Source organism: Leifsonia sp. 2TAF2 (assembly GCF_052115085.1).
Classification (GTDB): Bacteria; Actinomycetota; Actinomycetes; order Actinomycetales; family Microbacteriaceae; genus Leifsonia.
This window is the reverse complement of record NZ_JBFRFY010000001.1, coordinates 233,006-246,392: the sequence shown is the minus strand read 5'-3', so window position 1 is coordinate 246,392 and position 13,387 is coordinate 233,006. Positions and strand designations below refer to the sequence as shown.

At 69.9% G+C, this 13,387-nt stretch carries 12 protein-coding genes; 5 read left to right on the top strand and 7 right to left on the bottom strand.

Annotation, left to right across the window (positions count from 1 at the left end; translation table 11 throughout):
• Positions 1 to 287 precede the first annotated feature (287 nt).
• The 4 genes from AB4Z18_RS01190 to AB4Z18_RS01175 are packed head-to-tail and all read left to right on the top strand — an operon-like array spanning position 288 to position 5,787.
• Complete coding sequence (locus tag AB4Z18_RS01190; protein WP_441780877.1) at positions 288 to 1,541, top strand: sugar ABC transporter substrate-binding protein; 1,254 nt, start codon at positions 288 to 290, stop codon at positions 1,539 to 1,541.
• A gap of 30 nt (positions 1,542 to 1,571) precedes the next feature.
• Positions 1,572 to 2,768 (top strand): carbohydrate ABC transporter permease, encoded by a 1,197-nt coding sequence (locus tag AB4Z18_RS01185; RefSeq protein WP_441780876.1) that lies wholly within the window; start codon positions 1,572 to 1,574, stop codon positions 2,766 to 2,768.
• Complete coding sequence (locus AB4Z18_RS01180; protein ID WP_441780875.1) at positions 2,765 to 3,682, top strand: carbohydrate ABC transporter permease; 918 nt, start codon at positions 2,765 to 2,767, stop codon at positions 3,680 to 3,682. Before AB4Z18_RS01185 ends, AB4Z18_RS01180 begins: the two co-directional genes overlap by 4 nt.
• On the top strand, positions 3,679 to 5,787 hold the full coding sequence (locus tag AB4Z18_RS01175; protein WP_441780874.1) for a glycogen debranching N-terminal domain-containing protein: 2,109 nt from the start codon (positions 3,679 to 3,681) through the stop codon (positions 5,785 to 5,787). Before AB4Z18_RS01180 ends, AB4Z18_RS01175 begins: the two co-directional genes overlap by 4 nt.
• A gap of 29 nt (positions 5,788 to 5,816) precedes the next feature.
• Here AB4Z18_RS01175 and AB4Z18_RS01170 read toward each other — a convergent pair whose 3' ends face one another.
• Positions 5,817 to 6,890 carry an NAD(P)-binding domain-containing protein gene (locus AB4Z18_RS01170; RefSeq protein ID WP_441780873.1) on the bottom strand — a complete coding sequence of 358 codons (1,074 nt, stop codon included), beginning with the start codon at positions 6,888 to 6,890 and terminating at the stop codon, positions 5,817 to 5,819.
• A gap of 143 nt (positions 6,891 to 7,033) precedes the next feature.
• Between AB4Z18_RS01170 and AB4Z18_RS01165 the strand changes: the two genes are divergently transcribed.
• Positions 7,034 to 7,267, top strand: coding sequence for a DUF3073 domain-containing protein (locus AB4Z18_RS01165; protein ID WP_441780872.1), 234 nt, complete (start codon positions 7,034 to 7,036; stop codon positions 7,265 to 7,267).
• A 15-nt stretch (positions 7,268 to 7,282) separates the two neighbouring features.
• Here the strand turns inward: AB4Z18_RS01165 and AB4Z18_RS01160 are convergent, their stop codons facing one another.
• The 6 genes from AB4Z18_RS01160 to purM all read right to left on the bottom strand — a co-directional run bounded on the left by AB4Z18_RS01160 (position 7,283) and on the right by purM (position 13,387).
• Positions 7,283 to 7,897 carry a response regulator gene (locus AB4Z18_RS01160; protein WP_441780871.1) on the bottom strand — a complete coding sequence of 205 codons (615 nt, stop codon included), beginning with the start codon at positions 7,895 to 7,897 and terminating at the stop codon, positions 7,283 to 7,285.
• Positions 7,894 to 9,093, bottom strand: a complete 1,200-nt coding sequence (locus AB4Z18_RS01155; protein ID WP_441780870.1) for a sensor histidine kinase — start codon at positions 9,091 to 9,093, stop codon at positions 7,894 to 7,896. The genes AB4Z18_RS01160 and AB4Z18_RS01155 overlap by 4 nt, the downstream gene beginning before the upstream one ends.
• 32 nt (positions 9,094 to 9,125) lie before the next feature.
• Complete coding sequence (locus AB4Z18_RS01150; RefSeq protein WP_441780869.1) at positions 9,126 to 9,869, bottom strand: ABC transporter permease; 744 nt, start codon at positions 9,867 to 9,869, stop codon at positions 9,126 to 9,128.
• Positions 9,866 to 10,789 carry an ABC transporter ATP-binding protein gene (locus AB4Z18_RS01145; RefSeq protein ID WP_441780868.1) on the bottom strand — a complete coding sequence of 308 codons (924 nt, stop codon included), beginning with the start codon at positions 10,787 to 10,789 and terminating at the stop codon, positions 9,866 to 9,868. Before AB4Z18_RS01145 ends, AB4Z18_RS01150 begins: the two co-directional genes overlap by 4 nt.
• Before the next feature lie 126 nt (positions 10,790 to 10,915).
• A complete protein-coding gene (locus AB4Z18_RS01140) occupies positions 10,916 to 12,205 on the bottom strand; it encodes a Calx-beta domain-containing protein (RefSeq protein ID WP_441780867.1) in 1,290 nt (429 codons plus the stop codon).
• 60 nt (positions 12,206 to 12,265) lie between these two features.
• Complete coding sequence (gene purM / locus AB4Z18_RS01135) at positions 12,266 to 13,387, bottom strand: phosphoribosylformylglycinamidine cyclo-ligase (RefSeq protein WP_441780866.1); 1,122 nt, start codon at positions 13,385 to 13,387, stop codon at positions 12,266 to 12,268.

Below are 13,387 nucleotides of genomic sequence, written 5' to 3'. Positions count from 1 at the left end.
GCGCTTGACACCCACGTAACCGCGTGGCTACTGTGGCAGGCATCCCGGTTTGATCGTTCAAATGTAGCGTAGTGGTTGTCGATTTGATCGATCAAACGGGAGTGACGCACCACGTTGGAGACCAGAGGAGGTCGGATGCACGCATCGCCGCGCAGCATCAGCACCGCTCCTCGCTCTGCCCTGAAGTCGCTCACCGTCCGCACCACCACACGGGTTATCCACGACCAGCCCGACCCTGCACGCGTGCGCCCCTCCACCGGGCACACTCACACCAAGGAGAGACACGAATGCGCAAGATCACACACCGTTGGCTCGCAGGCGGCGCCGTCGCCGCTGCGACCGCCCTCACCCTCACGGCCTGCGGCTCCGGCTTCAACAGCGGCAGCAGCGGCGACGACACCGGCAAACTGACGTCATCGGACAAGGCCCTCACGGTCATGATCGGTTCCTCGGGCGAGGCAGAGACCGCCGCGGTGAAGTCGGCCGTCTCCGACTGGGCGTCGAGTTCCGGCACCAAGGCGAGCGTCGTGGCGGCGAGCGACCTCAACCAGCAGCTCTCACAAGGCTTCGCCGCCAAGAAGCCGGCCGATGTGTTCTACCTGTCGACCGACGCCCTCGCCGGGTACGCGTCCAATGGCTCCCTGCTGGCCTACGGCGACCAGCTGAGCAACAAGAGCGACTTCTACCCGAGCCTGGTGAAGTCCTTCACCTACGACGGCAAGTTCTACTGCGCTCCCAAAGACTTCTCGACCCTGCAGCTGATCATCAACACCGACGCCTGGAAGGCCGCCGGCCTCACCGACGCCGACATCCCGAAGACCTGGGACCAGCTCGAAGCGGTCTCCAAGAAGCTCACTACCGGGAGCCAGGTCGGCCTCGGCATCTCCGGCGAGTATGCGCGCATCGGCTCCTTCATGGTGCAGGCCGGCGGCAACCTCATGAACGACGACAGCACTAAGGCCACCGCGAACAGCGACGCAAATGTGCAGGCGCTCGACTTCGTCAAGAAGATGCTCAACGGCGGCGAGCTCAAGTACGCGAAAGACCTCGGCGCCGGCTGGGGCGGCGAGGCGTTCGGCAAGGGCCTCGCCGCGATGACCATCGAGGGCAACTGGATCACCGGTGCCCTGAAGTCCGACTTCCCGAACATCAAGTACAAGGTCGCCGAGCTGCCGAAGGGCCCGGCCGGCCAGGGCACCCTGCAGTTCACCAACTGCTGGGGGATCGCCGCCGACAGCCCGAACCAAGCCGCAGCGCTCAAGCTCGTCGAGAAGCTGACGAGCAAGAGCGACCAGCTCGAGTTCTCGAAGGCGTTCGGTCCGATGCCGTCGATCAAGTCGGCCGCCGACGAGTGGAAGTCGGCCAATCCCGACCTCGTGCCCTTCCTCGCCGCGGCGGACTACGCGAAGGGCGTCCCGACCGCGAAGGGCTCCGCCGACGTGGTCACCGACCTCAACAGCAAGCTCGAGTCGCTGGCCACCGGTGACCCGAAGACGATCCTCGACGCCACGCAGAAGAACCTCGAAGCGCTGCTGAAGTAGCAAGCGCCGGAGAAGAGGAAGGCACCCGCCATGTCTGCAACCACGAGTCGGTCTCGTCGCACCGGAATCCGGCGCGGCGAGACCGCCTCGGGGTGGTTGTTCACCGCCCCGGTCATCCTTCTGCTCGGCGTCTTCCTCGTCGTTCCGGTGCTGATGGCACTCTGGGTCAGCTTCTCCGACTGGGGCGGGCGTGGGAGCCCCTTCGCCTCCGACGTGAACTTCGTCGGTCTCGACAACTACTCGAAGCTCCTCACCGGGGGCGGGCTCGCCGAGCAGGACTTCGGTATGTCGCTGAAGAACAACGCCTGGTATGTGGTGCTCGTCGTGCCCATCCAAACGGCCGTATCGCTCGGCCTGGCGGTACTCGTCAACCGGGCGATCCTCCGCGGGCGCGGCTTCTTCCGCACGGCCTTCTACTTCCCGTCCGTGACGAGCTCGGTGGCCATCACCGTGCTGTGGCTGTTCCTCTTCAGCACGAGCGGCGCTGTCAACAAGGTGCTCTCGTGGGTCGGCATCCACGGCCCGAACTGGTTCAACGACCCGTCCGGCATCATCCACGACCTCCTCGCCGCCTTCGGCGTGACGCAAGGGCCGGCCGCGCTGACGCAGAACACGGCGCTCGGCGTCTCGTGGTGGGACTGGCTGGGCGGCCCCTCGGTCGCCATGACGGCGTACATCATCATGGCCGTGTTCACCACGAGCGGCACGTTCATGCTGCTCTTCCTCGCGGCCCTGCAGAACCTGGGCGGCGATGTCACCGAGGCCGCGATGATGGATGGCGCCAGCGGCTGGCAGCGCTTCTGGCGGGTCACCCTCCCGCAGCTGCGGCCGACGCTCTTCACCGTGCTCACCCTCGGCCTGATCGGCTGCTGGCAGGTGTTCGACCAGATCTACACGGGCACGCGCGGCGCGCCGGGCAAGACCACGCTGACGCCCGCGTACCTGTCGTACCAGACCTCGTTCGTCAACCAGGAGTGGGGGCAGGGCGCGGCCATCGCCTTCATCCTCTTCGTGATCATCGTCGTGTTCACGCTGTTCCAGCGGTGGGTGCTCCGGGAACGCCCGGTCTCCCAGCGCCGGATGCGGCTGTACCAGCCGGCCCTGGCCGCCGGTACGGGCGCGGGCGGGGCGCCCAGCAGCGTCCCGGCGAACGGGAACGACGACTCCGGCAAGAGCGACGACCCCGACAAGAGCGACGACTCCGACAAGAAGGGAGCGCTCCGATGACCTCGACCGCCGTGGAAACCCACGAGTCCCGCGCCACCCAGGAGCCGGCGACCCGCACCAGCCGCCCCCGCCGTCGACAGCGGTCGACGCGGACCATCGTGGCGACCTCGATCACCTACGCGATCCTGATCGCCATCGCCGTCGTCTATATCATGCCGTTCCTGATCCAGCTGGCGACGTCGTTCAAGACCGACGCCGAGGCGACGGCGAACCCCATTGCGCTCATCCCGCAGACCTTCACGACGGCTGCGTACACGAAGCTGTTCGTGAACTCCGATTTCCCCATCTGGTTCGCCAACTCCGTCGTCGTCACGGTGCTCGTCACGCTCGGCCGCGTGTTCTTCGATTCGCTCGCGGGTTACGCGCTCGCGCGACTGCACTTCCGCGGGCGAACGGTGGTCTTCGCCGCACTGATCGCCGTGATGTCGGTTCCGATGGTGGTGCTGCTCATCCCGAAGTTCCTCGTCATCAACCAGCTCGGCATCTACGACTCGTACACCGGCATGATCCTGCCGTTGCTGACGGACGCCGCAGGCGTCTTCATCATGAAGAACTTCTTCGAGTCCATTCCGGCGAGCGTGGAGGAACAGGCGCGGATCGACGGCGCGGGTACGTTCCGGGTGTTCTGGTCGATCGTGCTTCCCATGGCCCGGCCGGCGCTCATCACCATCATCATCCTGTCGTTCCAGGGCTCGTGGAACGAGCTCGCGCACTTCATCGTGTCGACGCAGAGCCCCTCGCTGACCACGCTCACCAAGGGTGTCGCGGGGCTGGCCAGCGGACAGCTCAGCCAGGGCAGCCAGTATCCGCTGAAGCTGGCTGCGGCAGCGATCATGACCATCCCGGTGGCCGTGCTCTTCTTCGTGTTCCAGCGACGGATCATGAACTCGAGCGAAGGAGCGGTGAAGGAATGACCGGCCCCGAACGCTCCCTCGATCCCGATCACTCCCTCCGCCCCGATCGCTCCAGCACCCTGTCCCGGACCCGCACCACCGACGAACACGAAGGCACGACCCTCACGATGACCCAGCCCCTCCAGCCGCTCCTCCACGACAGCGTCGTGGTGCTGACTGCTCCCTCCCAGGCCTGGTCGGCCCCCGACGGGCGGATCGACGGGCACGGCATCCACGGGTTCTATCACTCCGATGTCCGCGTGCTCGATCGGGCGCTCCTGAGCGTTGGCGGCGCCGTGCCCGAGCACATCGCGACCGCGGGCCCCGATGCGGCGACGGCCGTGTTCACGGCTCTCGCCCGCGGACTCGACGACGCGACGGCCGACCCGCGGGTGCGTGTAGACCAGACGCGGACGGTCGTCGCCGGGTGCTTGGCAGAGCGGATCCTGCTACGGAACGCGCTGGGGACGGCGATCCGCACCACCGTCGAGGTGGAACTCCGCGCCGACTTCACGCCCATGCAGGTGATCAAAGCCGGCCTCGCGGGTCCGGAGCATCCCGTCACCGCGACGTCTCCCTCTGCGAGCGAGGCGGACCTGCGAAGCGGACCGGTGTCCGCGCGGGTCACGGCCGAGGGGGCCGACGTCGAGGTGACGGACGAGACCGTGTTCCTCCGCTGGGAGGTCGAGGTGCCTGCGCACGACGAGCTCGCGCTGACGTGGCAGGTGGAGGTCTCCGATCCGACCGCGGTCGTCGCTGGTGCCGCCCCGTCGGAGACATGGTCGGAGTTCCGTGCGACCACCGGCGACTCGCGACTCGCCTCCTGGCTGGGCCGAGCGGTGAGCGACCTGCAGGCGTTGCGCATGTCGACGGTCGAGCATCCCGACGAGGTCTTCCTCGCCGCGGGGGCGCCGTGGTTCTTCACACTCTTCGGGCGCGACTCGATCTGGGCCGCCCGGATGCTGCTGCCGCTCGGTCACGAGCTCGCCGCCTCCACGCTGCGGGTGCTCGCCCACTACCAGGGCACGGGAACCGTCGCGGCCACGGCCGAGCAGCCGGGGAAGATCATGCACGAGCTGCGACCGGCTGCCCTCACCATCCCGGGCGAAGGTGTGGTACTGCCACCCCTCTACTACGGGACCGTGGACGCGACCGCGCTCTGGATCTGCCTGCTGCACGATGCCTGGAAGTGGGGCATGCCCCGCGACGAGGTCGAACCGCTGCTCCCTCACCTCGAAGCAGCGCTGGCGTGGATGCGCGACAGCGGCGACAGCGACGGTGACGGCTTCCTCGAGTACATCGACACGACCGGCCACGGGCTCGCCAACCAGGGATGGAAGGACTCGGGCGACTCCATCCAGTGGCGCGACGGCACGCTCGCCGACGGCCCGATCGCGCTCTGCGAGGTGCAGGGGTACGCCTACGAGGCGGCGATCGGCGGAGCGGCGCTCCTGGAGGCGTTCGGCCGTCCGGGCGCCGAAGAGTGGCGGTCCTGGGCGGCGGAACTGAAGGCGCGGTTCGCCGCCGAGTTCTGGATCGAGGACCCGGCAGGGGCATACCCGGCCGTCGCGCTCGACGCTGCGAAGCGCAAGGTCGACACGGTCACCAGCAACATCGGGCACCTGCTGGGCACGGGGATCCTCGACCAGGAGCAGGCCGAACTCGTCGCACGCCGGCTCATCTCCGCCGAGTTGTCATCCGGCTTCGGCCTCCGCACCATGTCGACGGACTCGACCGGCTACTGGCCGCTCAGCTACCACGGCGGCAGCGTCTGGGCGCACGACACCGCCATCGCCATCGGTGGTCTGGCGCGGGAAGGGTTCCGAGAGGAGGCCGGTCAGCTCGCCGACGGTCTCCTCGCTGCCGCCGAGGGCTTCGGGTATCGCATGCCCGAGTTGCATTCGGGCGATAGCGCACTGGACACGTCCTCGCCCGTGCCGTATCCGGCGGCGTGCCGCCCACAGGCCTGGTCGGCAGCAGCCGCGGTGGCCGTGCTCAGTGCCCGGCTCGGTCTGCGCGCCGACGCCCCGGATGGCATCTTCACGACGGACCCGGAGCCTGGCACCGGCAGCATCCACGTCTCGGGCCTCCGCTTCGCGGGCGAACCCCGCGACGTCACCGTCTGAGGTGTGCCGGCACGCCCGGCGGGGCGGACCTAGAGCTGGGCCATGATCTGGCGCGCGATGATGCGGCCCGCACGGTTGGCTCCGATCGTCGACGCCTGCGGGCCATACCCGGCCAGGAATATGCGCGGATCGTGCCAGGATGCTCCCGCCCCGACCGCAAGACCGCCCGTCTTCTCGCGCAGCCGGAGCGGCGCGAGGTGCCGCAGCTCCGGGCGGAAGCCCGTCGCCCAGATGATGGCGTCGGCCCGGGTGAACGAGCCGTCCGGCCAGCGGACGCCGTGCTCCTCGATGCGCGTGAACATGGGCCGTTCGGTCAGCACTCCGCGCTCGATGCCCGCCGCGATCCGTCGCGTGCGGGGCACACCCGTCCCGCTGACGATCGACGGGAGCGCTTCGCCTGCGCGAGCGGCGGCATCCTGCATGGCGACGGCCGCCACACCGCCCTCGATGGTGAGCTCCGATTCGTCACGGAAGTCCACCGGCCGCCGGGTGGCCCAGGTGAGTGCCTCGGCGACGCCCTCCAGCTCGAGGAGGAAACCGATCGCGCTCGTGCCGCCTCCGACCACGACCACCGACTGGCCCGCGAACTCGGCCGCCGACTGGTAGGTCGACGTGTGGACATGCCGACCGGCGAATGCGTTCATCCCCGGGTAGTAGGGGATGAACGGCGAACCCCAGGTGCCGGACGCGTTCACGACGATGCGCGTGGCCGTCTCACCCGCGCTGTGCTCGACGATGAGGTCGGCGCCGCGGTCACGGACGGCGTGCACCGACACCGGGCGCTGCACCTGGAGACCGAAGTGCTCCTCGTACCGCCGGTAGTACCCGGCGACGATGTCGCGCGCGGGGAGGGAGCGATCGGCCGTGTCGAAGCTCAAGCCGAGCTCCGCCATCCCCGGGAGGTCGTTGACGTGATGGGCGCTGCCGAGCTTGAGCGCGTCCCACCGGTGCTGCCAGGCTCCGCCGGTCAGCGGACCCCGGTCGTAGACGATGAAATCGGCGCCGGGAGTCAGCTCGAACCGCCGAAGATAGTAGGCGACGGCGAGGCCCGCTTGGCCCGCGCCGATCACCACCACCTGGGTGTCGGTCCTACTCGCGCTCACACGCTCATCCCATCACTCATCGCTGTGCGGGAACTCGGGGGTCGGTGATGTCCGCATGCTAAACTCCATGCTAGTTTTCACCGTTCTTATTCGATCCCCGGGGAGCCTCCCTCGCCCGGGCTGGGACCAAAAGGGGGTCACGCATGGGGCGCGGCCGTCAGAAGGCAAAACACACCAAGATCGCGCGGCAGTTGAAGTCGTTCAGTCCCAATGTGAACTACGACGCCCTGGAGCGTGAGCTGACCGGTCACTCCCATGGCGAAGACGAGCAATACGCCAAGTGGGCCGAGTACGACGCGGACGGCGAGAGCGAGTCGGAAGACACGTACGAGTACGAGGATGAGGACGAGGAGACGGGCACTCCGAAGCGCGCGTAGCGCTGCCCGCACAGTTCAGAGCCAGCCCTGGCGGGTGGCGATCGACACTGCCTCCGAACGGTTCCGCGCGCCGGTCTTACCGATCGCGCTCGAGAGATGGTTCCGCACCGTCCCTTCGCTGAGGTGCAGCCGGCGTGCGATATCGGAGATGGATCCGCCGGTGCCGGCCACCTCGAGCACCTCCGCCTCCCGGACCGTGAGCGGCGACGCTCCGGACGCCAGCGACTCCGCGGCCAATGCGGGATCGACCACCCGCAGTCCCGAAGCGATCCGGCGGACGACGTCGGCCAGTTCACTCGACGGTGTGTCCTTCACGACGAACCCGGAAGCGCCCGCCTCCATCGCCCGTCGCAGGTAGCCGGGACGCCCGAACGTGGTGACGATCAGCGATCGGCAGTGCGGAACGGCCGTCCGCAGGGCCGCCGCCGCCTCGATGCCGTCCGCGCCCGGCATCTCCACGTCGAGGAGCGCGACATCGGCCCTCGACGACTGGGCCGCTGCGACGACCTCGTCGCCGCGCCCCACCTGCGCGACCACCTCGAGGTCCGGTTCGAGGTCGAGCAGGGCCGCGAGCGCCCCGCGCACCAGTGCCTGGTCGTCTGCCAGCAAGAGCCGGATGGTGCCCGTCACGCCGACCTCCGCACGCTCAGGAGCGTGCCACCGCGTGGCCCCGCTCCAATGGTCACCTGTGCGCCGACAGTGGCGGCACGGGCGGTGAGTCCCGCGAGCCCGGACCCTCCGGCGGCGGCCATGGCGCCAGCGCCGACGGGCGAACCGACCGGGGCCGGGACGAGGCCGCTCGTCGTCGCCGTACTGTCCCCGGCGAGGCCCGCGATACGCCCGTCGTCCTCGATCTCCAACCGGTCGCGGCCGACCGTGACCCAGCAGTTGCGCGACCCGGAGTGCCGGATCACGTTCGTGACCCCTTCCCGCAGCACCCATCCGAACAGCTCGCGCAGTTCCGGGTCGACGTCTTCGCCGTTCCGCGGGAGATGGGCCTGGATGTCCGCCGCCGCCAGGCTCGCCTGTGCGGATGCCAGCTCGGTCGACAGGCTCATCTCGCGATACCCGGCCACCGCCGCGCGCAAGTCGGCGAGAGCCGACCTGCTCAGCCGTTCGATGTCGGCGATCTCGTCCGCCGCACGCCCGGGGTCGACCGGCACGAGTCGCCGAGCCAGCTCCGACTTGACGGTGACGACGGTGAGCGTGTGGCCGAGCACGTCGTGCATGTCGCGCGAGAAGCGAGCGCGCTCCTCGATGACGGCGAGCCGCGCGATCTCGCTCTGCGCGTTCCGCAGCCGGCGCAGGGTGTCGATCTGTCGGGCGAAGGCGCTCATCATGACGCCGATGGAGACGGTGACCAGCGCGATGAACCAGTAGTCCGCGACCGTGCCGTCGATCGTGAAGACGACGAGCTGGAGCCCGCCGAGCGCGCAGATGATCACGACGGCGATCGCAGGGCGTGCCACCACCATCCCGGCGACACAGGCGACGTAGACCCAGGTCCAGCAGGCGATGGTGCCGATCAGCGGGAAGAGTGTCAGCGTGAGGGCGAAGTAGAGGATGACCCCGATCAGCCGGGCGCGGTCGTCCATCCACCACAGCAGCGGCGGGAGCACCAGGAAGCCGACATAGACCACGGCGAGCAGAGCCGTGGCGAGCAGTTTCCCCGGAAGCGGGATGGTCGAGGTCCACAGTCCGACGAGCACCGATATCTGGTAGAGCAGCCCGATCGCGGCACCCGGGTACCAGCGGAACGCCGACGGATGTGTGAGCCGGGCCCACCCTCCGATCGGGCGGGCGTCCGGCACCTGGCTCGAGAACACGTTGCTACCTTAGGTCAGGGCGGCCGGGCCGCTCAGCCGCGGGCGGCGTCGCGTCGGTACCGCCAGACGATGAGGGCTCCCAGCGCCAGCGCCCAGGCCGCGAGGACGATGGCGGGGGTGACCGCGTCGCCGCTCTGCAGCGCGCCGAGCTGACCCACCCGGTTCAGCCAATACGACGGCACCGCCTTGGCGACATCCGCCACCCACGCGGGGAACACCTGCAGAGGAATCCACAAGCCGCCCAGCACCGCCATGCCCATGAACACCGCCATGAACATGGGCTGCGCGAACTCCGGCTTGGCGAATTGGCCGATCAGGATGCCGAGCAGAGCGAACGGGATGACGCCGCACCAGATCGCGAGCCCAGCCAGCACCCAGCTGCCGGCCGCGAGGTCGGGGTGGTACAGGGCGATGGACACGCCCACGATGACGAGGATGCTCAGCAGCGCGAGCGCGAGCGCCGCGATCAGCTTGGAGACGAGGTAGCCGGTGCCGCTCAGCGGCGTGATGCGCAGCTGACGGTTCCAGCCGATCGACCGCTCGGTGACGATCTGGAACGCCTGAGACAGCGCGGACATCATGCCGCCGTACGCCGCGACCTGGACGGTCGTGACGACGATCCAGGGCAGGTGCGTCACCGCATCCACTTGCCCGGCGCCGCCGAACGTGCCGCCGAATGCGATGAGCATGACGAGCGGCACGGCGAGGGTGAAGACCATGGAGCGCATGTTCTTCAGCTGGCGGAGGGACTCGCGCCCCAGGTAGGCGATGCTCATGAGCGGGCTCCTTCGGTTTCGCGCGCTTCGGTGAGGGCGAGGAACGCCTCATCCATGGTGTGCGCGGTGACTTCGATGTCGTGGATGTCGTGGTGCGCCGCGAGGAGCGCACGCAGGGTGGCGTCGGAGTCGTCCGAGACGAGGGTGAGCTGGTCTCCGCGGCGGTCGGCCGAGCGCACGCCCGGGAGGTTCGCCAGGGCGTTCTGGCTCTCGCTGGTGGCGGCGAACGCGGCCGTGGCGCGGATCCGCCGGCCGGAGACGACCGCCTTGACCTCGGTCGGCGTGCCGTCGGCGACGACCCGTCCGCGCGCCATCATCACGATGCGATCGGCGTACTCGTCGGCTTCATCGAGGTAGTGGGTTGCGAAGACGACGGTCCGGCCGGCCTCGGTGAACTCGCGCATCGACTGCCAGAACGTGCGGCGAGCTTCCACATCCATGGCGGCGGTCGGCTCGTCGAGGAAGAGGAGGTCCGGGTCGGAGACGACGGCGACGGCGAAACGCGCCCGCTGGAGCTGACCGCCGGACAGCTTCGCGACCCGCTGACGGGCGATCTCGGTGCACCGGGCACGTTCGAGCGCCTCGGCGACGGAGAGCGGGTGACGATGCGCCGCTGCGACGAGGGCGACGGACTCGGCGACGGTGAGCGTCGGCAGCAGCGCACCGCCCTGCAACATCGCGCCGACGCGGCCGTCGCGGATGGCGTCGCGCGGCAGTCCGCCGAAGAGCTCCGCGGTGCCCGACGTGGGCCGCGCAAGTCCGAGGGCGAGGTCGATGGTGGTCGACTTGCCCGCGCCGTTGGGGCCCAGCAGGGCGACGACCTCTCCCGCGCGGATGTCCAGGTCGACGCCGTCGACGGCGGTGAGCGCGCTGAAGCTCTTGCGGAGGGCGGTGAGGCGGATGGCTGGTGTCTCGTTCACCTTTTCAGGATGGCGAGGCGCGCGGTTCCGCACCCAGAGCGGGTGTCAGGTTCCGAGTGTGACGTTTGTCATGCCTCGGCGAGGGTGCCCTCGGCGACGGTGCCCTCGGCGACGGTGCCCTCGATGTCAGGCACGGACCGCGCGCCCGCCTGCGGCTCGCACCAGTCCGACGACGCCGACGATGCCGCCGCCGGTGAGCAGGATGCCGCCGAGCATCATGGCGAGGTCCGCGCCGGCGAGAGCCGACGCGGGGTTCGCTGCGGTCGGGTCGCCCGCCGGCAGGGCGGAGGCGAGCGCGACGCCGCCCGCGCCTCCGTGCGTGGAGGGGCCGGCCGGTGCTACGGCTGCAGCGGAGACGGCGGGAACGGCCGGCAGCGTGATCGTGGCCGACGCGGAGCTCACGGCGGTGGATGCGCGCTGCAGCAGCACGAAGAACGTCGACGCCGGCGAACCCGGCGGCCGCGCGGGAAGTGCGACGCGGAGAGTGGCGGTGCTCTGTCCGTCGCCCAGTCGCACGGTGGTGGCAAGCGCGGTGTAGTCGGTCCCTGCCCGCGCGGTGCCGTCCGCGGTGACGACGTCGACGGTGGCGACGCCCTCCGCTGACGGGCGCGCCACGGCGATGGACACGCTGGTGCTGCCGGCGACGACCGAGTCGGCGGCGATGCTGAGCGGTGCGCTCGGCGCGCTGGAGCCGAAGATCGCCGTGCCGGCAGCGGGCAGCAGCCCCGATCCCGAGACCGGTTGGTAGGTGGCCGTGACGGTGTGCGGGCCGGCGTTCGGGACAGGGAGGTCGGCCCGGGCGACGCCCGCCGCGGAGACGGGAACCACGACGGGCTCGCCACCGTCGAGCGTGAAGGACACCGCGCCGGTGCTGGGCGCCGCGAGGAGCATGCGGCTGACGGTCGCCGTCAATGCGGCCGTGGCGCCCGCGGCCACCGTCGCCGGAGCGCTGACCGTGACAGCCGTCGCCGCCGTGCACGCGGGTGCGGCGTCGAAGCGAGCCTCCGCGCTGCCGAGACGCCACGCGAGGTCCGGCTCGGCCGCCGCGTCGACCGTCAGCAGCCACACGCCATGGTGCTCGCCCGGCTCGAACGATGACGGCTGTCCGCGTTCCGGCACGCCCGCGGTGAGGTCGTTGACGCCGGATCCGGGCGCGACGGAGATCGGAGCGGATGCCGACGAGCGGTAGCCCAGCACGACCGTGCGGGAGGAGACGGCGCCGAGCGGCGCATCCTGAACGCAGTCGACCAGGGGCGTGAGGGCGTCCGCCGGGGTGGTGACCGTGGACACCGGCACGGCGGCAGCCACGGAAGCCGCGGCCACGGCAGGAGCGGCGGAAAGAGCGGCAGCGAGAGCCGCGAACCCCGCAAGGGTGACCGCGAACGCCAGGCGAAGGCGGGCGTTCGGTCGGCTCACACGCGTCACTCTAGCCGGGCGAAGGCCTTCTCCGCTCCGACCAAAACGGGTGACGTGGGCTCAGCCCGCGTACGACCCGACAAGACGCACGGCGCCGCCGTCGACACCCTTCGCGCCCTGCTCGAAGCCGGTCAACTCGCGGGATGCGGTCGACACCGTCCCGGCGCGCCAGGTGGGGATGCCGTCGGCCGTGATCGCCGCGGCCACCGCATCCGCGGCCTCCGGAGCCACGACCGCGAACATCCCGATGCCCAGGTTCCAGGTGCCCTCACTCGACTCGAGCGACGTGCCGGCCAGGTCGCTCAGGACGCGGAACACCGGCGTCGGCGACCAGGTCGAGCGGTCGACCTCGACCCATGAGCCGACGGGCAGGACGCGGGCGAGGTTGGCCGCGATGCCACCGCCGGTCACGTGGCTGAGCGAGTGGATGGCGCCGGCAAGGGACGCATCCTGAAGCACCCGCAGCAGCGGGGCCGTGTAGAGCCGGGTCGGTTCGAGCAGCGCCTCGCCGACGACCCCGCCGAACTCCTCCGAGTGGTCGGTGAACCCGATGCCGCGGGCCGCGAGGATGTGGCGGACCAGCGAGAAGCCGTTCGAGTGCAGCCCGGAGGAGGCCATCGCGAGCACCACATCGCCGTCGCGCACGCGCTCCGCGCCGAGCACCGCATCCGCCTCGACGGCGCCGACCGCTGCACCGGCGACGTCGTAGTCGTCCGGGCCCAGGAGACCCGGATGCTCGGCCGTCTCGCCGCCGACCAGGGCCGTGCCCGTCTGCTCGCAGGCCCGCGCGATGCCCTCGACGATCGCGGCGATCCGCTCCGGGACGACCCGACCGCAGGCGATGTAGTCGGTCATGAAGAGCGGGCGCGCGCCGACCACGACGATGTCGTCGACGACCATTCCCACAAGGTCCTGTCCGATGGTGTCGTGCTTGTCGAGCGCCTGGGCGATGGCGACCTTCGTGCCGACGCCGTCAGTGGAGGTCGCCAACAGCGGCCGGTCGAAGTCTTTCAGGAAGGACACGTCGAACAGGCCGGCGAAGCCGCCGACTCCGCCGAGCACCTGCGGACCGTGCGTGCGACCGACGGCGGCTTTCATCAGCTCCACGGCCCGGTCGCCCGCTGCGGTGTCGACGCCGGCTGCGGCGTAGGAGGCGGACGAGGAGGCGGTGGAGTCGGTCAC